At 33.3% G+C, this 21771-nt stretch carries 13 protein-coding genes, 1 tRNA gene and 1 CRISPR repeat array (1 of these 15 running past the window's edge); of the genes, 8 read left to right on the forward strand and 6 right to left on the reverse strand.

Annotated elements, in window-relative coordinates; translation table 11 throughout:
* Window positions 1-1050: direct repeats of the CRISPR family, unit length 30 nt; unit sequence ATTTCAATCCCATAATGGTCTTATTTTAAT; it begins 15198 nt to the left of the window's first position.
* A gap of 532 nt (window positions 1051-1582) precedes the next feature.
* The 3 genes from leuS to ABM4_RS00565 all read right to left on the reverse strand — a co-directional run bounded on the left by leuS (window position 1583) and on the right by ABM4_RS00565 (window position 6248).
* Complete coding sequence (leuS, locus tag ABM4_RS00555) at window positions 1583-4450, reverse strand: leucine--tRNA ligase (RefSeq protein ID WP_016357737.1); 2868 nt, start codon at window positions 4448-4450, stop codon at window positions 1583-1585.
* Between the two features lie 185 nt (window positions 4451-4635).
* On the reverse strand, window positions 4636-5448 hold the full coding sequence (locus ABM4_RS00560; protein WP_016357738.1) for an NAD+ synthase: 813 nt from the start codon (window positions 5446-5448) through the stop codon (window positions 4636-4638).
* Between the two features lie 353 nt (window positions 5449-5801).
* Window positions 5802-6248, reverse strand: coding sequence for a DUF2115 family protein (locus ABM4_RS00565; RefSeq protein WP_048200738.1), 447 nt, complete (start codon window positions 6246-6248; stop codon window positions 5802-5804).
* Between the two features lie 466 nt (window positions 6249-6714).
* Between ABM4_RS00565 and ABM4_RS00570 the strand changes: the two genes are divergently transcribed.
* Window positions 6715-7725: a TRC40/GET3/ArsA family transport-energizing ATPase gene (locus tag ABM4_RS00570; RefSeq protein WP_016357740.1), complete on the forward strand. Its 1011-nt coding sequence runs from the start codon at window positions 6715-6717 to the stop codon at window positions 7723-7725.
* Window positions 7726-8825: 1100 nt separating this feature from the next.
* Here ABM4_RS00570 and ABM4_RS00575 read toward each other — a convergent pair.
* From ABM4_RS00575 to ABM4_RS00585, 3 genes are all read right to left on the reverse strand, one after another.
* Entirely contained in the window at window positions 8826-9467 is a 642-nt protein-coding gene (locus tag ABM4_RS00575; RefSeq protein ID WP_016357741.1) for a cobalt-precorrin-7 (C(5))-methyltransferase, read from the reverse strand.
* A gap of 104 nt (window positions 9468-9571) precedes the next feature.
* Window positions 9572-11596, reverse strand: a complete 2025-nt coding sequence (locus tag ABM4_RS00580) for a phage holin family protein (protein ID WP_048200955.1) — start codon at window positions 11594-11596, stop codon at window positions 9572-9574.
* Window positions 11597-12110: 514 nt separating this feature from the next.
* Window positions 12111-13181, reverse strand: a complete 1071-nt coding sequence (locus tag ABM4_RS00585; protein ID WP_016357743.1) for a metallophosphoesterase — start codon at window positions 13179-13181, stop codon at window positions 12111-12113.
* 602 nt (window positions 13182-13783) lie between these two features.
* Between ABM4_RS00585 and ABM4_RS00590 the strand changes: the two genes are divergently transcribed.
* From ABM4_RS00590 to truD, 7 genes are all read left to right on the forward strand, one after another.
* Window positions 13784-14971, forward strand: coding sequence for a redox-regulated ATPase YchF (locus ABM4_RS00590; protein ID WP_016357744.1), 1188 nt, complete (start codon window positions 13784-13786; stop codon window positions 14969-14971).
* Window positions 14972-15330: 359 nt separating this feature from the next.
* Complete coding sequence (gene cfbD, locus ABM4_RS00595) at window positions 15331-16419, forward strand: Ni-sirohydrochlorin a,c-diamide reductive cyclase catalytic subunit (RefSeq protein WP_016357745.1); 1089 nt, start codon at window positions 15331-15333, stop codon at window positions 16417-16419.
* Window positions 16420-16844: 425 nt separating this feature from the next.
* Complete coding sequence (hisH, locus tag ABM4_RS00600; RefSeq protein WP_016357746.1) at window positions 16845-17441, forward strand: imidazole glycerol phosphate synthase subunit HisH; 597 nt, start codon at window positions 16845-16847, stop codon at window positions 17439-17441.
* 713 nt (window positions 17442-18154) lie between these two features.
* Window positions 18155-19528, forward strand: a complete 1374-nt coding sequence (locus ABM4_RS00605; protein ID WP_016357747.1) for an AIR synthase-related protein — start codon at window positions 18155-18157, stop codon at window positions 19526-19528.
* A 121-nt stretch (window positions 19529-19649) separates the two neighbouring features.
* Window positions 19650-20135 carry a hypothetical protein gene (locus tag ABM4_RS00610; protein ID WP_016357748.1) on the forward strand — a complete coding sequence of 162 codons (486 nt, stop codon included), beginning with the start codon at window positions 19650-19652 and terminating at the stop codon, window positions 20133-20135.
* A gap of 162 nt (window positions 20136-20297) precedes the next feature.
* Window positions 20298-20371, forward strand: a tRNA-Arg gene (locus ABM4_RS00615).
* A 53-nt stretch (window positions 20372-20424) separates the two neighbouring features.
* The gene (gene truD, locus ABM4_RS00620; RefSeq protein ID WP_016357749.1) at window positions 20425-21708 is read left to right on the forward strand and encodes a tRNA pseudouridine(13) synthase TruD; all 1284 of its coding nucleotides are present in this window, start codon (window positions 20425-20427) and stop codon (window positions 21706-21708) included.
* Window positions 21709-21771: the final 63 nt, after the last annotated feature.

The raw sequence follows: 21771 nt of genomic DNA on the forward strand, positions 1-21771 counted from the left end.
AAACTAAAAAGGTGATTACGAAATTTCAATCCCATAATGGTCTTATTTTAATGAAGGATATGAAAAAAATTGAAGAATTTGTTACAAATTTCAATCCCATAATGGTCTTATTTTAATTTATAGGGCAGGTTTGTACGACATTATCAATTACATATTTCAATCCCATAATGGTCTTATTTTAATGTTTTTTTTGTTGTAATAATGAAAGTTTGAAAATTTGATTTCAATCCCATAATGGTCTTATTTTAATTGATTAAAGATTTTTTGGAAAACGGCAGGATAGTTGAATTTCAATCCCATAATGGTCTTATTTTAATTACTGCATACATTAACCCAACTGCTACAGGTAAAGAATTTCAATCCCATAATGGTCTTATTTTAATTGCCTCTTGAGATAACACCTACAATGTTCGTTCGGTATTTCAATCCCATAATGGTCTTATTTTAATAACATATTTCAAATATGAGGGAACAACATACAAAAATTTCAATCCCATAATGGTCTTATTTTAATTTCTAGATCATAGATGGCATATGCACACCACCTATTTTCAAATTTCAATCCCATAATGGTCTTATTTTAATACAGCAGGAACAAAAACTAACACACATGAATTTTAATTTCAATCCCATAATGGTCTTATTTTAATTAGGAGGTACCATTTTTTTGAGTTGTTTTCAAGGTCATTTCAATCCCATAATGGTCTTATTTTAATTGTATCCATCAGTTAAAAACCCCTTTTTCTTTTCTAATTTCAATCCCATAATGGTCTTATTTTAATCTTTCTATCCGTTCTGCTTCGGCGGTTCTTTGCCTAATTTCAATCCCATAATGGTCTTATTTTAATATTATAATGTCCAATTACAACAACATGATTACTAGAAATTTCAATCCCATAATGGTCTTATTTTAATAGGATATCCGCCGCCTCATCAAGTGTGAATGATTCGTATTTCAATCCCATAATGGTCTTATTTTAATAACAACACCGTCGACACAGTGACCATCTCAAGTTACACATTTCAATCCCATAATGGTCTTATTTTAATAGGGCGGAAATTTTCTTAAATTTTATTATTTCCAATTAATTATTGTTCTTTTAATAACTTAAAATTTTTGAATACTAAAATAGAATTTATTTTATATAAATGAAAATATTTGATATTGGTTTTTAATTTTTGTTTAATAATCTTAAAATTAATTATTTAATTTTTTATCCATAATTTATAGGGTATTTAATTATAAAAGTTTAAACATTCTTTTTTATAAATTTTACACCTTTTTTTTAATTTTATCTTTTTTTTATCTTATATTATTATATATAGATTAACAGTTTTTTATTAAGATTTTAGTATAGAAAGATTATTTAAAAATTAGGGAAATATTTAAAAATGATTTATTATTAAATTTTTTAATTATAATTTTTTAATTAAAATTAGAAATGTATAATAGAAACTATTGGATTAAGATATCTTTATAATATAAATATTATTTAAGTGAGAAAATTGAATTTTGGAGAATTCAAATATTAAAAAAAGAAAAAGAATTAATTAATTTAATTCTAAATTAATTATTAATTGTTTATTCAATAAATATAGCTGGCTTATATGGCATTGCATTACGTGCCTTGTTCTGTGGATCATATGAGTCATCGGTATGGATGGCTATCTCACTGCCACATTCCTCCTCCATATATGCTTTACCATCCTCAAAGATTGACTCCTCATCAATCTTTCCAACATATGGGGTTTTGGTTATCTCACGGCTGATTTTTTTAGCATTCTGGGCTATTGCCTTTTTATCGGAGTGGATATTTGCTTTGATGGCCCTTCCCATAATCTGACCAATGTCAGGTTTTCCAACCTCTGAGGCTATCTTATATAGATCCCATTTCCAGTCCGGTGCAAGATATAGGTGGATTTTACTTACATCTGTATCGACCATCTTTTCAATCTCTGTAATATCATGTACGGCATTTTGGATAAGTGCCTCTGATGTGCTGATTTCATCACTGATTAGGGATTCGTCATATTTCGGCCAGGATGCCTCTGATACAAAGCCTTCACCACCATAGACGGACCATAGTTCCTCACAGGTATGTGGTGTAAATGGGGCAAGTAACCTGATCCAATTGTCCAGAAGTGTGGACAATACATAGATGACACCCTCATCACCATTGTCAATAATGTGTTTTACCCTGTATAGATAGTGATCCACATCCTTTTTAAGTAAGAATAAAGCTTCCTGTGATGCCTTTCTTGTTTGGAAAACATCTAATGCCTCAGTCGCATTCTTGATATGTTGGTTTAATTGACCTATCATCCATTTGTCAATATTCCTTGTAAGCTCCACATCTTTGATGTTTGATAAATCAAGGTTTCCACCTGCAACTTCATTTACCTTGGATGCAAATTCCCTAAACCATTGGAGTCTTCTTTGAGTACCTTTTACTTCCTTTTCTCTCCAATCGAAATCCTGCCATGGTTCTGCTGAACTCATGAGGAATAATCTTACAACATCTGCAGAGTATTGGTCTATTGCATCGTTAAGTAAAATAACATTTCCTTTGGAGGAGGACATCTTGTTTCCCTCAAGAAGGCCCATACCAAATACAACGGTACCCTTAGGCCACTTGTCCTTAGGGAATATTGCGGAGTGTGCAAACATTAAGAAACTTAAATGGTTTCCGACAAGGTCCTTTGCAGATAATCTCCAGTCAAGAGGATACCAGTAGTTGAACTCATTCTGGATTTTACTTATGGTTTCACTGTCAACCTTAATGTCATCGGAGTCAATATCCAGGAACACCTTGTTAAAGAATGCCTCATTTAGAAGTTCCGGGTCCATATCCTTTAGGTATTTAGCTATTGTATAGTAGGACATATACATTGTTGAATCTGTAAGCGGTTCAAATAGCCATTTTTTATCCCATGGTACACGGGTTCCAAGACCTACCCTTCTGGAACATGCCCAGTCATCTAGCCAGTCAATATAATAGTTGAAGTTTGACTTGACCTCAGATGGAATAATGGTTTCCCCGTCAAGAACCTCATGAGCCTTTCCTTTCCACTCATTATCGGAGTATTTCATAAACCATTGGTCATCCAATATCTTTACAACACAGCGGTGACCGCAACGGCAGATAACAGGTCTTTCTGCAAAGTCATAGATAATGTCCGCATATCCTTCTTCTATTAAATCATCTCTAACCTCATTCCTTACATATGCAACTCTCTTACCGCCATACTTAGGTATGTGGTCACTTACATAACCTTTACTGTGTTCTGTCTTATATAATTCCTCGGTTGCATCATGTAACTTGGGATCGTCCTGGTTTTCAATGCCTAGTTTTTCAATGGTTTCCTTTGCAGGGATTGGGCCATAACCTTTAACGGTTACGACATTTCTAGGTTCAGCCTTTAGGACAGCTTCCTCTAGCCCATATTCCTTGATTAATTCCGCGTTGTTCTTTAAATCACGAAGTGCAATGTAATCTGCAGGTGCATCAGCAGGTTCTGAGAATACCACTCCGCTTCCATATTCTGCATCTACAAAGCTTGCAGGGAATACTGGAATCTCTTCACCTGTTACGGGGTTTTTGGAAATTTTACCAATGATTTCTTTAGGGTCGATATCTCCTAGGATCTTTAAATCCTTCTGGTTTGAGATGTTGTAGTATGCATCATCGGACATTACCCATTTTTCACCTTCTGATCTGCCTTTCTCAACTTCAACTAGAATATAGTGGACCTCGGGATTTAACCAGATATTGGTTGCACCGAAGATGGTCTCAGGTCTTAGGGTACCGGTTACAAGGAATTTGTCCTCAAGTGGGAATTTTAAAAGTGTAAGCTCATTAACACCAATACCTTCCCCTTCAAGAAGGTCATGGTCTCCAACGGGGTTCTCGTCATGTGGACAGTATTTTACAGGGTGCTCTCCCTGTATGATTAAGCCTTTGCTTTTAAGTGTTTTCATCTGCCATGTGACGAATTTCTGGAAGGTAGGGTCGATGGTTCTGAATTCCCTTCTCCAGTCAATGGTGTAACCCATCTTGCTCATGACATCATGATATTCGCTTGAGAAGTATTTTACAATATTGATAGGATCCGCCAATTTCGGAAGTGTTTCCTTAGGTACCTTATGCACATTTTCATATAAGTCTAAGGTCCATTGATCCTTGTTTTTAATCCTATCTGCAATTCCAATAACGGGAGCTCCAGTTACATGCCAACCCATTGGGAATAGAACATTATAACCCTCCATTCTTTTAAATCTCGCATAGACATCTGGAACGGTATATGTTCTTCCATGTCCCACATGCATTGCACCACTTGGATATGGGAAAGCTACTGTAATATACATCTTTTCCTTATCATTTGGATTTGATTCAAATAGCTTTGCATCTTCCCATTTCTTCTGCCATTTTTTCTCAATATTCTCTGACACTAAATCACCATTATTCTATCTTTTTAAAGTTAAGTACGTAATATTAAAAATCGACCTATAAAATAAGCTAATTTTATTTAAATAAATATAAACACAGTTTTTAGCTAGAAATCTAATACGTAAAGTATATTATCTCTTTAGCTAATCTTTTAAAAAATCTTTTTTTATAAAAAAATAATAAAGGTTTAAATCTTAAAATCGGATACCTTAGGGGATTCCGGAACCTCTATCTTATGACGGCTATTTATTACCTTATTTCTAATTAGATTGATTGTATCGTCACTAATGTTAAGACTGTCTCTTATTGTCTTGTTGTCTAGATTCTTATCAATAGCCATATATAAGAGCTTATCTAAAAGTTCATAACTTAAACCTATCTCGTCCTCATCAGTCTGGCCAGGCCATAATCCTGCCCTTGGAGGCTTTACAATGATCTCCTCAGGAATCTTCCATGCTCTTGCAAGTGATCTTAACTGTGTTTTATATATGTCTCCAATAGGCTCCATATCACAGCCGCCATCACCATACTTTGTGAAGTATCCAATGTAAAGCTCGCTTTTATTTCCAGTACCTAAAACTAATGAATTGGTTAAGTTAGCATAATAGTATAATAAACACATTCTGATTCTTGCCTTGAGATTTCCGTCTGCAAGCTGTACAGCATCATCACTGTATTTACCGTCTCTATGTGCCATCTTTATGAATTCATCTGAAACACTGTCAATATTGACCTCTTTATACTTTATGTCCAGGAGTCTTGCCATTAATCTTGCATGATCCGTATCCTCTTTTGGTGTTGTTGATGAATACATGTGTATTCCAAAAACGTTTTCACATCCAATAGCCTCAACAGATAAGTATGCTGAAACAGTGGAGTCTATACCTCCACTTAAACCTATAACTATACCATCACAATTTGCCTTTGATACCTTGTCTTGTATAAACAAGCAAATTTCCTCATTTACTTTCTCTTCATCTAGCTTAGGTAATGTATACATGAAAATCACATATTCAGTATTTTTTTTATAAAAATATATTAATGTATTATATATTGTTTTTAATTTATTTAAAATTATTTTATAATAATGATTTTTTATATGTGATAGTCTGATAATCTAGAATGATTTTTTAAAAATTAATCAGGGATTCTTAAAAATAGTATTTATAAAGGATTTAAATTTAATAGTGAAAAATAGTTAAAATTTAATTTCCTTTAATTACTGTTTAGATAAACCATCAAATAGTTAATAAAAATGATTTTTTACATTTTTTAAGTTTTTTTAAACATTCAAATTCCATTTATCTGTATTATTTTTATTCTGTTTTTTAATGATTTATTATATGGATATCATTAATTGCTCTTTGACCTACTAACACAGTACTTACATAGGGAATTCCTATCCTTAATAAACCTCTTCTTTCCAGTACAGTAAAATTTATTGTTATCTTTTGTAACAGTCATGTCCTTGGATTTTATACCAACTGGATGTAGGGACTTCCTAACAATAAAAGTCAGATATAGCGAGATATATTTTATAAAATCCCTATACTCATAATCACCTGGTGAGTTCTCTTCAAAATAATAGTCAACTCTATCTTTAAAATCATTAACTTTATTGTCATCTACTTCTACTTTTAAACTTCCAGAATGTTTTCTATTGATGATCTCTTTATAGGTATAATAATTATATCTTGTAAGTAGGCTTATTGCATCTGTAGAATATCCATGTGGCACTCTTGCATGGTCATAATTAATCATGTATTCATAGATTTCATCAAACAGCTCTTTAGTATTCATGGTATTCATCTATATTATTTTTTTAAACTATATTTCTTAGTTTAAGTTTATTTCTAGACTATTTTTTAATTTAAATTTATTTCTAAATTATTTTAAAAAAAATTATCTAAGTATTTTAAAATTCAATTTTGTATTTTAAATTAACTTACTATAATAATATATATTATATATAATAGTCAATTTTAAAAAAGATTATATATTAGAAAATATAATTTTTATAATAATTACTTTTAGTTACTAAAAGTTTCTAAAATTTTTTTATAAATTTAACTTAGCATTAAACAACTTAGTTTATTTATAATTTCTAAATTAGAATTATGAGTTTACTGGATATCTAATTAGTTTAGGTTTGAATCTATAATTTTTAAGTTTAAATTATAAATTTAATTAATCCATAGTTTAAATTTATAAAAATAAAGAATCAATACTTAATTACTTAATAGCTAAAACTTATAGAGGAATCGTTATGGCATTTAAAGACTTATTCAATTTTAAGAAAGATGAAACCACCTTTGTATTTGTAGGTGGAAAAGGTGGAGTAGGTAAGACCTCAGTATCTGCATCAACTGCGTTATGGTTAGCACGTAATGGTAAGAAAACATTACTTGTATCAACAGATCCTGCACACTCCCTATCAGATTCACTTGAGATGTACATTGGACCATATCCAAAATTCATTACAGAAAACCTCTGGGGTATGGAAATAGATCCGGATGTTGCAATGGAAGAAAAACAAAGGGAAATAGATGCACGTAAAACATTGACCGATAAAAATACTGCAATGGGATTGGATTTATTGTCTGATCAGATGGACCTTGCATCATCTGCTCCAGGTGCTGATGAGACTGCGGCATTTGAATTGTTCATGCGTATCATTAATAATGATAGTGATGACTATGACATGGTGGTATTCGATACCGCTCCTACAGGACATACCTTAAGATTACTTTCATTTCCGGATTTAATGGAATCATGGGTTGGAAGAATGATGAAAGCCAAGGCAAAACTTGGGGAGGCTGCAAACAAAATCAAAAGCATTATTCCATTTATGGATGTGGATGAACAACAAACAGCTGCAGAATTGGAGCAGACCAAAAAAGATGTTGAGAAGGCTAAGAAAATCTTATCAGATCCTGAGAGGACAACATTTAAGATGGTTGTAATTCCTGAGGAGATGTCAATCTATGAATCTGAAAGGGCTATCGAATCATTGAATAAATTTGACATGACAACCGACGGTATCATTGTAAATCAGGTAATGCCTGATATTGATGATTGTGATTTCTGCCATTCAAGATATAAACTACAGCAGAAACGTCTTGCATTAATCAATCAAAAATTCTCTGATAAGGAGATTACCCAGGTTCCCTTATTTAAGGATGAGGTTAAGGGCATTGATAAATTAACCAAATTTGGTGACATTCTCTATGAAGGTAGGGAAAATGATGAGATTCACCATGAGGCTATCCAATTATAGTGTCTTTACTTTTAATTCTTTTTTTTAATTTTTAAGATATAGAAACAGTTCATTATAATTTTTTTAGCACTATAAAAATAGCTCATTATAAGTTTTTAACAATAAAAAAAATCTGATATAAAAAGAGTTAAACTCCTTTGAATCAAAAGTCAGTTTCTAATTTTTTTTAAGAGTGTGATTTAAGGCTATATATTTTTTGACTTTTGATCCAGGTGTTTATCTAAGAAATTTAAAGCATAATAATATTTTCCTTGGCAGATAATATTTTTGTGTGTAATGAAAACGAAACCTTTTTTTAAATTTTTGAGAGAGAAAATTTTAAAGGTAATGTGATTTTTAGGTATGCCTAAATTTCTTGTATTATAGTTAGAACAAACTAGTATATAAATATTTAGGTATCCCTAAATTTTTTTCTAAAATTTTTTAAAAAATCCATACCTGTAAACAAGATATTATAAAAAGTTTGTGTTGTACAAAACTATTTTTTGTGCTGAAATTATTGATATGTGATTTTTCATGTTTATTAAGTGAAAGTTTTTTCTTAAAACATTCCGAATAATGCATTAATATTTTTTTAAAATATTTTGGCTTGGTACATTTTTTTATAAGGTGTCTCTCAGCTGAGATTTTATTCTTTAAAGTTCTCATTCTTAATTAAAGAACTTTTAATAGCCACCTGATTTTTTTTTTGAAAAATAAGATTTGATAAAAAGTTTTTTTTAAATCTTCATGTTTGACTATATCAATAGGCTTTTTTTTATTTATTAATCATTGATACATAGCTTTTTATCTTATCTCGTTATATATTAAAATATGGAAAGGGAGAAATGGATTAGATATGGGCTTGCAATCTTCTTTATTCTAATACTGCTTTTTGGTTCGGTTGCAATTGTTTTCCTATATACTTCACTGGATTTTGGTCAACTATTTATTTAATATTTCCATAACGTGGATTCTAACCTCCATGTTTTTATGGATTTTCAATATACTTTCAATTTAATGATACCTTGTTTTCATATTTCTGATTTAATATGGGATATAAATTTCCAATTCGATTTTCGATTATACACCTCTTATTTTTTTTATTTAAAAATCAAATATTATTCCTTTAATATTACCATAACACACATATATGTAAACTCAGAGTGGCTTACCTCTTCTAGACTGCCTCTAAATATCCTCTCATCAGGATAGCTTAATCTTTCACAGACTATGACCTGTCTTTCGGAATCTACTCCATTGTCAATTAGAAATTGGGCCATGTCTTTAACCTTTCTTGATGGAAGCGCAATGGTTTCCAATCCATTGTCTATTATTGGAAGTATGTCCTCGATGTTTTCCCTTCCATGAAACGTCATGATATTCGCACTGTCCCATGGGATTTTGCATCTGCTTGATGCAAGCTGAAGTGAGCTTATGCCTGGTATGACCTCGATGTTTTCCCTTGGAAAGCCCTTTTCCTCTGATATTTCAAGAATCGGTTTTAGAAGTCCTGAAAAACCGGGATCTCCTGTTGAAAGTAGTGCAACATCCTTGCCTTCCTTTGCAATGTCCACACTTTCCTCAAGGTTTCCATGTAGGTTCTTGACATTGAATATGATTTTCTCATTCACCTCATCAAATAGATCAATGGCCCTCTTACTTCCTATTACAATATCAGCATTCTTTACAGTTTCCACTGCCTTGTAGGTTAGATATTCGAAATCTCCAGGTCCAATCCCAACAATGTATAATTTTGACATCTTCTTAATTCCTCATGTTTTTAGGTTTATATAAATTAGTATAAACTTTATTGTTTATTTTATATTAAGGTAATAATCTATTTTTTAGAATAGCAATCTGCTTCTTATTCTCTTAACTTTAGATTATTGATTTCTCTTTTCAATATTTTATAAATGGATTCTGCACCAACAATCTCACCATCTAGATTCCAGTATGAGGGATACATTATAAAGGGCCTTGTCTGACTTCCTCCAAGACCTCCATGGCTTCCAACCAGTTCCTCAAATGCGCATACCTCATCGGTTTCAGGGTCATAGAAACTGTTTACAAGTATGTCCGGTGTATGCTTAAATGAGTTTGTTCTCTTTAAATGATAGCTGGCATTTTTACCGAAGTTTTTAAGTGGGTCCTCGCCCTGTACAACACCCTTTTCAATATAGTTGATTCCGTCCTCGCCAATGACCATGGCACCGTTGTTCTTTGAGTTTACAAGTATGAATCCGATGTATTTGTTCTTAACAAGTCCTGGTATGAGGTTCGGGAAATAGCTTATGATCTCCTCATAGCTTAGTCTATGTGACCATTGTGTCAGATATATCAATGCAAGATTTCCTGAACCTAGAACGATTACCTCTGAGTTCTCGGGCTTCTGGATCTTGTATTGCCTTGGACTGTATTTCTCAATATACTCTAGACTGTTTGAGTACAGGTTCCTCATATAGGTAATCTGTCTGTTCAATGGTATGAAAACATCCCTAAGTTCGTCATCAGAATTGATTAGACTGTAGAAACTCATGTCCTCTGGAAGCAGGCTTCTCACATACTTGTCAAAGCTTATTCCATATCTTTGTTTGAAGGTTGCACCATTACTCTGTCCATGGTCTGACTGGATTACAAATTCATAGTCCCTTCTTGAATACTTGCTTGCCTCCTTAATACGCTTGAACTGCTTGTCCAATGTTTTAAGACATCTGAATGAATCCTCGTCCCGTATGCCAGAATGGTGTGCAATCTCGTCATATCCAAGATAGGTTGCATAGATTGTATCTAGCTTACCATTCATCATGTCCCATATGATGGTGTGGGTGTTGACCTCCCTTAAAAATACGTTGGTTCCTGCACGTGTTAGGTTATATATGAATCCCCTTCTGATACGTGGCCTTATGTTTTTTATGGTATGTTTAATCTGGGAGTATGCCTCCAGGATTATCTCATATAAGAATAGTACACATATACGTGCAAAACTGTTAGGGTTTTCAAACACTGAAAACCATGCACTGTTGAACATCTTCTGTATGTTCAATGCCTTGGATAGTGTGAATATCACATTGTCGGTGTCACCTGAGAAGAGGTTGCAGCGGCTTCCCCCATCATCTGTAAGAAGTCCATTACCATTTGAAATCCTCTCCTCCATTATGCTTGTGTTGTTGAAGCTTCCACAACTCATGATCCTGTTGTCATTGTCCTTTTCAACCCAGCGGTATGCAACAATGTCCCTATTGTTTCCATGTAGTATTCCTGCCTGGCTTGCACCGGTTTGGCTTGACAAATCTGTCTCCCATCTTTTGACCTTATGGCTTCCCTTATCCAACCATCCTTTAAGTGTGGGCATATAGTCCTTGTCAATGGCCTCCATTAATATGTCATATGCAAGTCCATCGATTTCGAGAATGATGAGTCCACTGTATTGTTTCAATGATTCCTTTCTTCTGCTGTTCAATGCATCCCTTGTAATGCCTCTGTAATATGAACTGTTGTCGTCAATGGTAACGATACCTGCTAGAACTGTGTTTATGGCTGCCATGAGAAACGGTACCAGAAACAATGCAGGTCCATTTATCTCGAAACCCTTTATGAAGAAGGCTAGAATATAGAAGAACAGTGCATTAAAGATAAGTGATGCGGCTCCAAAGGTATATACAAAAAACGGCATAAACACCCGTGTTAGAATAGGCCAGAGCAATGCGTTTACAATACCTACCAGGGTTACAACGATTATCGCCATTTCAATGCTGTTTACATACAGTCCCAGATTGAAAGGGGCAACGATTAGAAAACCAATTATATTACCTATCCATATTACAATTGTCCTTATTGCAAAGTCTTTATATGAGAACTTCTCAATATTTGGTTCATAATCCTCGGGCATTCTGGCAAGTGTTCTTCTAATGGTTTCAGGATCATACTTATCTTTCTTGCTCATGTTCTCACCAAATATTGTTATGTTCTTTTATATCTCTATTGAAAATTTAGATAATATCTTTATATTTAGATGTTTGCAATTCAATTTTTTTATATTAATAAAATATTTATAATCTGAATTGAATTATTTCCGTAAGGTTATTTAACTCAATTTTTTTTATATTTATGACTTATTTAGAACTCTAATTGAATTATCTTTTTAAGATTTTTTTGATTAAATCTTTATATTGTAAAATATTTATAATACGAATTTATATTATAATTCTTTTTTATGAACATTTTTATAATTTTGGATATTATTTTAGTCTATTCTAAATCTGGAAAATTATAATAGTTGTTCTATTGGACATTATTTTAATCCGTTCTAAAACTGGAAAATCATAATATTTATTTTCCAAGACAATTTAGTCTGTTTTAAACTGAAAATTATAATATTCATTCTCTCAATTTAATCATTGGTTCTATTTATCTTTTCTTTCATCCTTTGACTTGTCATTGTCCTCAAAGGGATTTAGATTATTGGCTATCTGTGAGATTTTGCCCTCAATAAAATCTGCAATGTCATCTGGATTCAGGAATCTGTCAACATCCTCCCTTGTTGGGAAAATCTTCTTCTGATTGCTGTGTCTTATATAGATTGGCTTTTTATGATTTTTATTTTCCTTATCCTCAACCTCGGGACTTTTTAATTTGAATATGGTGATTTCCGGAGCACAGTTTATTCTAAGCCAGAAAACGTTGGTGCCCAATCCCTTGCTTGTATACTGTATCATGTCCCCAACTTTATATTCCCCGACAGGATATTTCTGGGAACCCTCTCCCCTAAGTATTGTGGTATTGAGACCAGGTATGATGAATTGTCCACCATGGGAGTGTCCTGATATCTGAAGTGCAAATCTGCCTGTAAGTGATGTAATGTCTGCAAAGTCTGGTTCATGAGCCAACATAATGGCAGGACCCTCCTCAGGCAGTTCTTCCATAACCTTATCCAAATCCTCTTTGTTGAGCATTGTGCTGTCCACACCGGCAACATTAAGTTTTGCAGTTCTGTTATTCCTTTTTCTTTCGATTGTATAGACATCGTTGCTTATATCAATGATGCCTGCATTCTTCAATATTTCCCTGATTCTATCGGGGTCCGTCCAGTGGTCATGGTTTCCAAGTACTGCAAGTGACACGTCCTTTGCCTTAAGCATTGAAAGGCATCTTTCCAAGTCATCTGCAACATCATCTAGGATATAGGATACGTAATCTCCTGTAAGTGCTATCATATCTGCATTCTGTTTGTTCACTATCTCGATTACACCCTCAAGATATTCTGCTGTTAACCATTGGCCAAGATGTAGGTCAGACAAGTTTACAATCTTATAGTTATGAAACATTGGATCCAGGTCTTTGATTTCAACATTAACCTCAACAATATCATATACACTCTCATCAAATTCCATCGGCACAATCTTTTCACGTGTTACCGTCATTGCTTTTTGAATCATTTGTCTTGCAGCTAGTGCAGTTGGTTTATCTTCTGACATTTAATTAACCTTTTTTATGTTTAAAATTAGCTAAAAAGTTATTTTGGCTTTAAAGTTTATAATTAAATTATTAAAACCTGTCTTCAATCTTTCAAATTTTAATAATTTAATTAATTAAGTATTGTCTTTTAATTTATTTAAGAATTTTTTTAGGATTTAAAATTCATTTTTCTGATGGCTTTTTAAAAAAGTTTAAAACTGTGGTAATTAACCATATGGATATACATGATAACATTAAGATTTCATATATTTGAATTATTAATTGTTTTTGATTAGATTATCCTCAATAATCTTAAAAACATTTTAGAAATGCCTTTAATTATTGTTTGAAATTATCTAAATCCGGGGTTTGTTCTGGTTTTAAAAAATGGATATACTTCCTTCTAATATTAATTCATTTTGAAAATTGATTCTATGATTTGTCAAAAATTTCCTCAATATATTATATAATAATATTTATAAATCTGGAAAAATAAATATAGAAAAATAGATTTAATTTTAGATTAAACATTATTTTTTAAAAAAACTATTTATTGTTATTTTGGCTTAAAAACTATCTTTTTGTTTTAGGCAGATTATTTATTTATTGTTTTAGTGATATTATGTTACAAATTGCGGTAACAGGAAAACCAAATGTAGGAAAATCATCATTCTTTAATTCAGCTACAGCCTCAAAGGTTGAAATGGCAAACTATCCATTTACAACCATTGATGCAAACATAGCTATCGGACATGTAATCTCTAAATGTCCTTGTAAGGAACTTGGTGTAACATGTAACCCTAGAAATTCAGATTGTAAAGACGGTAAAAGAATCATACCAGTTGAACTCATCGATGTTGCAGGTCTAGTACCTGGAGCACATGAAGGTAAGGGATTGGGAAATAAATTCCTGGATGACCTAATGCAGGCAAAGGTCCTAATCCATGTGATTGACGCTTCAGGTTCAACCGATGCAGAGGGAAATCCGGTCGAGGCTGGTTCACATGACCCGTTAGATGACTTGGACTTTATGGAAACCGAGATTGTCATGTGGTTATATGGAATTCTAAGTAGAAACTGGGTAAGGCTTACACGTAAAATCGGTGCAGAACATTTGGATGTTGCTAAGGTAATCTATGAACAATTATCTGGTACAGGAATTACTGTCGAGGATGTAATCGAGGCAAAAAGAAAGGTTGAACCAGATTACACTAAATGGGAAAAGGAGGATTTAATAGAGCTTACAAGAAATATCTTACATCTTTCAAAACCTATGATTATCGTTGCAAACAAGGCGGATTTACCTACTGCATCCGAGAACATTAAGAGACTTCAGGAAAAATATCCATATGTGATTCCATGTTCTGCTGAATCAGAGCTTGCACTTGTAAGGGCTGCAGAATCAGGACTTATCAGTTACACTTCTGGTGATTCCTCATTTGAAATCTTACAAGAAGATAAGTTAAATAAAAATCAAAAATTAGCTCTTGACTATATCCAAACCAATATATTGGATGTATATGGCAGTACAGGTATTCAAAAGGCACTTAATACAGCAATATTTGACCTATTGGATATGATTGCTGTCTATCCGGTACAGGATGAACACAAATACTCAGATCAGAAAGGTAATGTATTGCCTGATGCCATATTGATCAAAAAGGGTTCTACCCCACATCAGCTTGCATATGTTATCCACACAGATATTGGTGATAAGTTCCTATATGCAATCGACGCACGTAAGAATATGAGAATCTCAAGTGACTATGAACTTGAGGATGGGGATATTATCAGTATTGTGACTACCTAGTTTCAATACTTTTAAATCCAATATTTTTTCTATTCAAACTATTATTGAATTGGTTTTAAATATTCTATTTAATCAATCAACTATTTTTTATATCAACTATTTTTGGATAGTTTTTATGTTGTTTTAACATTTATAAACCATTTAATTTCAGCGAATTTTACACTTGAAACGTACCTCTAGAAAGCCTTTCATGTGAGGTTCAATTCTTAAAACTTTTAAATAAAATTAATATTAAATATATCCTTAATTAAAAGTCTTTAATATGGAATCTCTTTTTAAACCAGATTATTTAAAAAACTGAAGATTCAACATATTGAAATTATTACTATATTTAAAAAAATTATTGAAAAGGTGAAAGAATGCATCCACGTCCAAGTCCTATAGCTGCGGCATTATACACATTAAGAGATATGAATGTCGATGTAATTGTAATGCATGGTCCGAAAGGTTGTTGTTTTAGAACAAGCAGACTTCTTGAAAGTGATGGAGTAAGGGTCTTAACGACCGGTATGAGTGAAAACGATTTTATATTAGGTGCAGGTGAGAAACTAGAAGACACCCTAAACAAGGCATATGAGATGTTCCATCCGAAACTCATGGGGATTGTCGGAACATGTGCAAGTATGATTATTGGTGAGGACCTGGAAGGTGCAGCGGAAAATGCAGATCTGGACTGTACCATCATACCTGTCGAGGTACATGCAGGTTTGGGAGAAGGAGACAATACAGAGGGAGCTATTCTGGTTCTAAAACGTGCTGCAGAATATGGTGTCATACCGGAGGAGGAGGCCGCAAGACAGATTGAAATGTTAAGGCAGGCAACTGAGGTAGAGAAAACAAGGGGAATGGCCCAGGGCAAATATATAAAACCTAACTTTGGGGACAACAAGGAAAAGATTGGAAATATCATTGTTGACTCCATAAGGGATGGTAGAAAGGTGGCATTTGTCTTAAATGTTAAGAAAGAAACATCATATCTGTTTGCTGACATTCTAAACTTTGATTATAGAAAGATCAATCCCGATAATAAGCCACTGTTTATTGGAAACCTCGATGAGAACATTGGCCTTCCCAGAATCAGGTCCCATGCCGTAAATGTTAAGGCTAACCTTAAGGAAGAATCCAATGTGGAGTTTGATTATATAACAGGTGGTCTTGATGAATATCCCATAACCGCCAACAAGGCAGAGGAGATTTTAAAGGAATATGATCCGGACTTAACCGTTGTTGTAGGTGTTCCACATGCACTTAAGATAGAGAATGTTCCAGGTGAATCCATTGCAGTTACAGATGGTCCAAGACTTGTGGAGGCCTTAAGGGAGGATGGCTATGACCATGTTGTAGCGGAACTCGATGCTCATTCAAAAACACTTGGTGTGGATTCGATTGTTGATTCCGACTTTGGAATGATGATAAGATCTATTATAGATTGGCAGAATGAGGATTAAAGCTTTTTATATAGATTCATCTATGGATTATTTTTTAGCTGTTTTCCCTATTTGTTCCCTATAAAAATTTACCTGATTTTTTTCCATTTACTAATTTTTTTAACAAATACTAATTTTACTCGTACAAATAAGGTAGCATTTTAAATGATAATCTGTCTGTCATTAAATTGAATGTTTTTTTAGTAAGTTTTTTAATCTATTTTAAATAAAATATTATTAAGGTTTAAAATTTAGGGATAATTATTGGTCTATATCTTTCGGGATATTTTGTTGATTAATACAATTAAGGATTAGGTAATTGCACTTTGAATGATCCATTTTTAAATATGGCTGTGCTTTAAAGGATTCATTTTTAAAAACTATTGTGTTAATGGACTGTTTGTGGTTGAGAATAGTTATTCTGTATTATTATGGCTGTGGAGAAAATGATTACAATTATTGATTATAAAAGTGGAAATCTTAGAAGTATATCAAATGGTTTTAAAAAGATCGGGGTAGATGTAGAGATTACAGATGATCCTGAGAAAATAGCCGATGCCGAATATTTGGTGCTTCCAGGTGTAGGCTCCTTTGGTTCAGCGATGGGAAACATTGAACCTTTCAGGGATGTAATTCACGAACATATTAATGATGGAAAACCATTTTTAGGTATCTGTCTAGGTCTTCAGGTACTTCTTTCAACCAGTGATGAGACACCTGATGTTAAGGGTTTAGGTGTGTTTCCAGGTCATGTGAAGATATTGCCTCCAGGTCGTAAGATACCGCATATGGGATGGAACAAATTGAATCTTGTTAAACCATGTCCAATACTTGAGGGCATGGATGGTAAATATTTCTACTTTGTACACTCCTATTATGTTGAACCTGATGATAGGGATGTGATTGTTGGAACCTGTGACTATGGTTTTGATTTAACTGCAGCATTATGGCGTGATAATGTATATGCAACACAGTTCCATCCAGAAAAAAGTGGGGTACATGGTCTTAAAATACTTAAAAACTTTGTAAACCTTAAGGATTAGGTTTACCTTCCATTTTTATAGAAGCTGTTTTCAATTATTCTAATTGAAAATTCTATTTTATTTTTGCCTATTTTAGAATTATTCTAAATTGATTCATTGATATTTTTATGGATTTTTATAATTTTAGGAATAATTTTCATGTTTTTTGATTCAATTAATATTTCCTTATAGATTTTTATAATTTTAAAAACAATCTTTATGATTTATATTTTATATTGTTTTAAAAAAATCATAAAAGGTCATCAATAACTATTTCTTTTGAATTCAGATTATTTTCTAAATCATGAATTTTTTTTATAATTATATGATATTTCTAAAAACTCTATTTCTAAAATTTATTAAATTTTTAAATCAGGAATCCTTTTTATAAATTTATGATATTTTTAAAAATTCTATTTCTAAAATTTATTAAATTTTTAAATCAGGAATCTTTTTTATAAATTTAAGATATTTTTAAAAACTCTAATCATAAAATTTATTAAATCTAAAATTAAACTTAAAATTATTTGATAAACTATTAAATTGTATTTTTATTTAGGAATTTTTCTAAATATGGCAGTAAATAATTCAATTATTTTCTAATTTAGAGTTAAATCGGTTTATTTGGTATAAATAAATTAAAAATACTTAAAAAACTCAATAAATACAATTTAATAATTCATTATTTTTATTTTTTCAATCGATTAAAAAGCTTATTCAAGCTTGGTGTGAATATGGATATTGAAGGATTTGTAAGAGCGAGAATAGATAATACTAATGAAGAAACATTAAAGAATGTCTTAGCAGAAAGGATAAGAGAATATAAGGATATTGATGAGGAACGTTCTCTTTTAATGGCTCAGAGTGTTATTGATGAAGTTAAAACAACACTTAAAGTTAATGAAAGTGATGACGAATTTTTAAAGGACATTATGGCTCCCCCAAAGGCAGATGTGACCATGGGTAAAATGGGGGTAGGTTCCCGTGGAGCAGGTGATTTCTTTGTACACAGAAGAATAGCCCAAATCGTATCTAGTACAAATACTGCCTCCGAGGTAAATCCGTCAGCCCAAGATGATGGTGGAGTGGTGAAGGTACCTGCAAAAGGTGATGATGTATATGTTACAACTGCGGTGGATGGGGTACATTCAAGACTTAGTGACTATCCGTTTCTAGGAGGTTTCCATGTAACACGTGCAACCTTAAGGGATGTATGTGTAATGGGGGCTAATCCGGTATCCATATTAAGCGATCTCCACCTTGCAGATGACGGTGATGTAGGTAAACTGTTTGATTTTACAGCAGGTGTATGTGCAGTATCAGAGCTTTTGGATGTTCCACTTGTTGCAGGTAGTACACTACGTGTAGGTGGAGACATGGTTATTGGAGACAGACTTGTAAGTGCCGTTGGAAGTGTGGGTGTGTCACCTTATCCACCAACTGCAAGGAAAGGCGCAACCGATGGTGATATCATTCTCATGACAGAGGGAGCAGGTGGAGGAACCATTACAACTACTGCATTGTATAATGGTTTCTTTGATGTCGTATGGGATACCTTAAACGTGTCCTTTGTAAAGGCTTCAAATGCAATATTTAACAATGATCTTGTAAAGGATATCCATGCAATGACAGATGTAACCAATGGGGGATTACGTGGAGATGCACATGAAATCTCATCAACCACAGGTGTAGGTTTAAAGTTTGACCATGAGAAGATCAAATCATTGGTGGCTCCTAATGTTCTAAACATGTTGGATACATTAAACATAGATCCGCTAGGTGTTTCCACCGATTCATTGATGTTGATTGTACCTCCCGAAATATCCGATGATGTTGTAAAGGCCGTATCAGATGTTGGTGTAAGGATAGATCAAATAGGTATAGTCGATAGTGAAGGCAGTCCAAGACTTGTTGAGGAGGACGGTTCCGAGACAACCCTAACACCGTTATTCAGGGAAGCCGCTTATACAAAGATTAAAAAACTGGTGGGGGATACAACTCCTGAGGACTTTGAGAAGATGAAGGATAAGGTTCAAAAAGCGGCTGATGAATCAATACGTAAAAAGGAAAGGGTAATAGATTATATCAGAAATAATGCAAGGTCCTAATCAGGTAAAGCAATTATTGATGATTGTTAATTCTAATTAGATTGCTTTTAAAAATTATGAAAATTGATGGATTTAAGGATGATAAATTCCTAAGCTCCAATATTTTTTTCAAATCATTCTCATGAATCATAAATATGGAAATGTAAGATTTAACTTTGATAGGAAATTTAAAGACTTTAAGGAAGATAACAGGGGATTTTATTCAATTGTTGATGGCATATTGGCTATCTGTTTAATAATCATTCTCTTCATGTCCTTTTCATCTTTAACTAATCTGGACACTCTGGATAACTATGATGATGCCATATCCGATTATTATGATGCAGAGGGTATCCTGGAGTTAATGTCCACATCTGACGGTGTGGATGATTCCATACTAAATCAGATTTATCTAAATCTTAAGGAATCTAACAACTCTAGAGAATCGTTTCAAGCATCACAGTCCATTGCCGATAATTTCTTCAACCAGATTGGAATGGATAAAAACTATAGGTTTATGGTCAATAACAGGATATTGTCCTCAAAAGGTGAGATAAATCAGGACAACTATAATTCCGCCAGTCGTTTTGTTGGAGACTACAGATTTGGTCTAATTGTAAGTGATTAGTTACACTTGAAATATTCCTCTTCAATACTGTTTCCATGTTTATGGTATGAAAAAACAATGATTCCATAATATGCTTTTAAATATTATAATTTACAAATAGTTTTATGTTGAAATTTTATTTTTATTAAGAGAATTATTCTACTAATTTTATTTATGTTATATGCCCTGGTGGTGTAGTTTGGATAACACGTAGGATTGCGGATCCTATTCCCCGGGTTCAAATCCCGGCCAGGGCATAACTATTTTTTAGTTTTTTAGAGATTATTAGTTAATCTAAGGTTTAGATATCATGCTTAATGCAAATACATATGTTACAGATGATCCAGGTATTGGCGGAACTATTAGAAATTCCTATGAGGACTTCTATGTTGAGGAGATACCTGAGATAGAGCCTACTGGTGAGGGACCCAATATTTGGATATGGATTGAGAAGGTCGGAAGAACAACATTGGATGTTTTGTTGGATATTGCAAGAGATTTACATATAAGCCGTAAACGTATGGGTTTTGCAGGAATGAAGGATAAAAAGGCTTTAACCCGTCAGTGGATATGTATATCCAATATGGAATCCGATGAGAAACTCAATGAGGTCTTGGCTTTAAGGGATACCATCCATAACACCAAATTTTTAAAGGTTGTAAGGGGACGTAAAAAGCTTAGAATGGGACAGTTGAAGGGCAATAAGTTCAGAATCAAGATCAAGGATATTCCATTCAATGATGACATCACATCTTTCGAGGATGCCTCAAACAGGGCCAAGGAAATTTTAGGTCAATTGGAGATCACAGGAGTTCCAAACTATTTCGGATGGCAGAGGTTCGGAAAACCTAGAACATCAACACATCTTGTAGGTGAGGCACTTATCCAGAATGATCTTAAAAAGGCTGTGGATCTATATATAGGCCATCCATGTATGGAGGAATCACCGGACAGCATTAAGGCAAGACAGGCATACGACGATGGCAATATGGAGGAATCACTGGAATTGATGCATGGTGGAATGCGCTATGAGAAGATGATGCTAAGGCAGCTTATCCATGACTATAATAAGTTCGCCCACCTTGATGATAAATCATATAAAAGCGCATTGCTTGCCCTTCCAAAGCCTCTTCAGAGAATGTTTGTACATGCATACCAATCATATCTCTTTAATGATGTCGTATCCAGAAGGGTTGAGATGGGTATTAATTCATATGTTGAAGGGGACATCATAATAGATGATGATGAGGCCATCATAAGGGATAAAAGTCCTGAGGAATATGATAGGTTAATTAAGGAGTTCAAGGCAAATCCGACCTGTCCACTATATGGTACCAAGGTTCCCTTTGCAGGTGCTAAGGTAGGTGAAATGGAAAGGGAAGTTTTAGATAAATATGGCCTTAAAAAGGAAGACTTCGAATGTCCGAAGATGCCTAAATTGGGAAGTCATGGTTTGAGACGTTCCATGAGGTTTAGGGTATGGGACACTCATGCGGAAGCCTGTGATGATGGAATTATTGTGGAGTTTTCAATTAATAAAGGCTCATATGCAACTGCAGTTTTACGTGAGATTATGAAGGTTGACGTTGTCTAGATTGTTGGGTATTTTATGGAATCCCATACTTTAAGAAAAAATTATATGATTTAAATTAGATAA

Source organism: Methanobrevibacter sp. AbM4 (assembly GCF_000404165.1).
In the GTDB taxonomy this organism is placed as follows: Archaea; Methanobacteriota; Methanobacteria; order Methanobacteriales; family Methanobacteriaceae; genus Methanarmilla; species Methanarmilla boviskoreani.

What these genes read in the sequence shown, in the direction of transcription:
- hisH (WP_016357746.1), top strand. Translation starts at nt 16,845, where the DNA reads ATGATTACAATTATTGATTATAAAAGTGGAAATCTTAGAAGTATATCA.
- ABM4_RS00610 (WP_016357748.1), top strand. Translation starts at nt 19,650, where the DNA reads ATGAATCATAAATATGGAAATGTAAGATTTAACTTTGATAGGAAATTT.
- cfbD (WP_016357745.1), top strand. Translation starts at nt 15,331, where the DNA reads ATGCATCCACGTCCAAGTCCTATAGCTGCGGCATTATACACATTAAGA.
- ABM4_RS00570 (WP_016357740.1), top strand. Translation starts at nt 6,715, where the DNA reads ATGGCATTTAAAGACTTATTCAATTTTAAGAAAGATGAAACCACCTTT.
- ABM4_RS00560 (WP_016357738.1), bottom strand. Translation starts at nt 5,448, where the DNA reads ATGTATACATTACCTAAGCTAGATGAAGAGAAAGTAAATGAGGAAATT.
- ABM4_RS00590 (WP_016357744.1), top strand. Translation starts at nt 13,784, where the DNA reads ATGTTACAAATTGCGGTAACAGGAAAACCAAATGTAGGAAAATCATCA.
- ABM4_RS00565 (WP_048200738.1), bottom strand. Translation starts at nt 6,248, where the DNA reads ATGAATACTAAAGAGCTGTTTGATGAAATCTATGAATACATGATTAAT.
- ABM4_RS00575 (WP_016357741.1), bottom strand. Translation starts at nt 9,467, where the DNA reads ATGTCAAAATTATACATTGTTGGGATTGGACCTGGAGATTTCGAATAT.
- ABM4_RS00580 (WP_048200955.1), bottom strand. Translation starts at nt 11,596, where the DNA reads ATGCCCGAGGATTATGAACCAAATATTGAGAAGTTCTCATATAAAGAC.
- truD (WP_016357749.1), top strand. Translation starts at nt 20,425, where the DNA reads ATGCTTAATGCAAATACATATGTTACAGATGATCCAGGTATTGGCGGA.
- ABM4_RS00605 (WP_016357747.1), top strand. Translation starts at nt 18,155, where the DNA reads ATGGATATTGAAGGATTTGTAAGAGCGAGAATAGATAATACTAATGAA.
- ABM4_RS00585 (WP_016357743.1), bottom strand. Translation starts at nt 13,181, where the DNA reads ATGTCAGAAGATAAACCAACTGCACTAGCTGCAAGACAAATGATTCAA.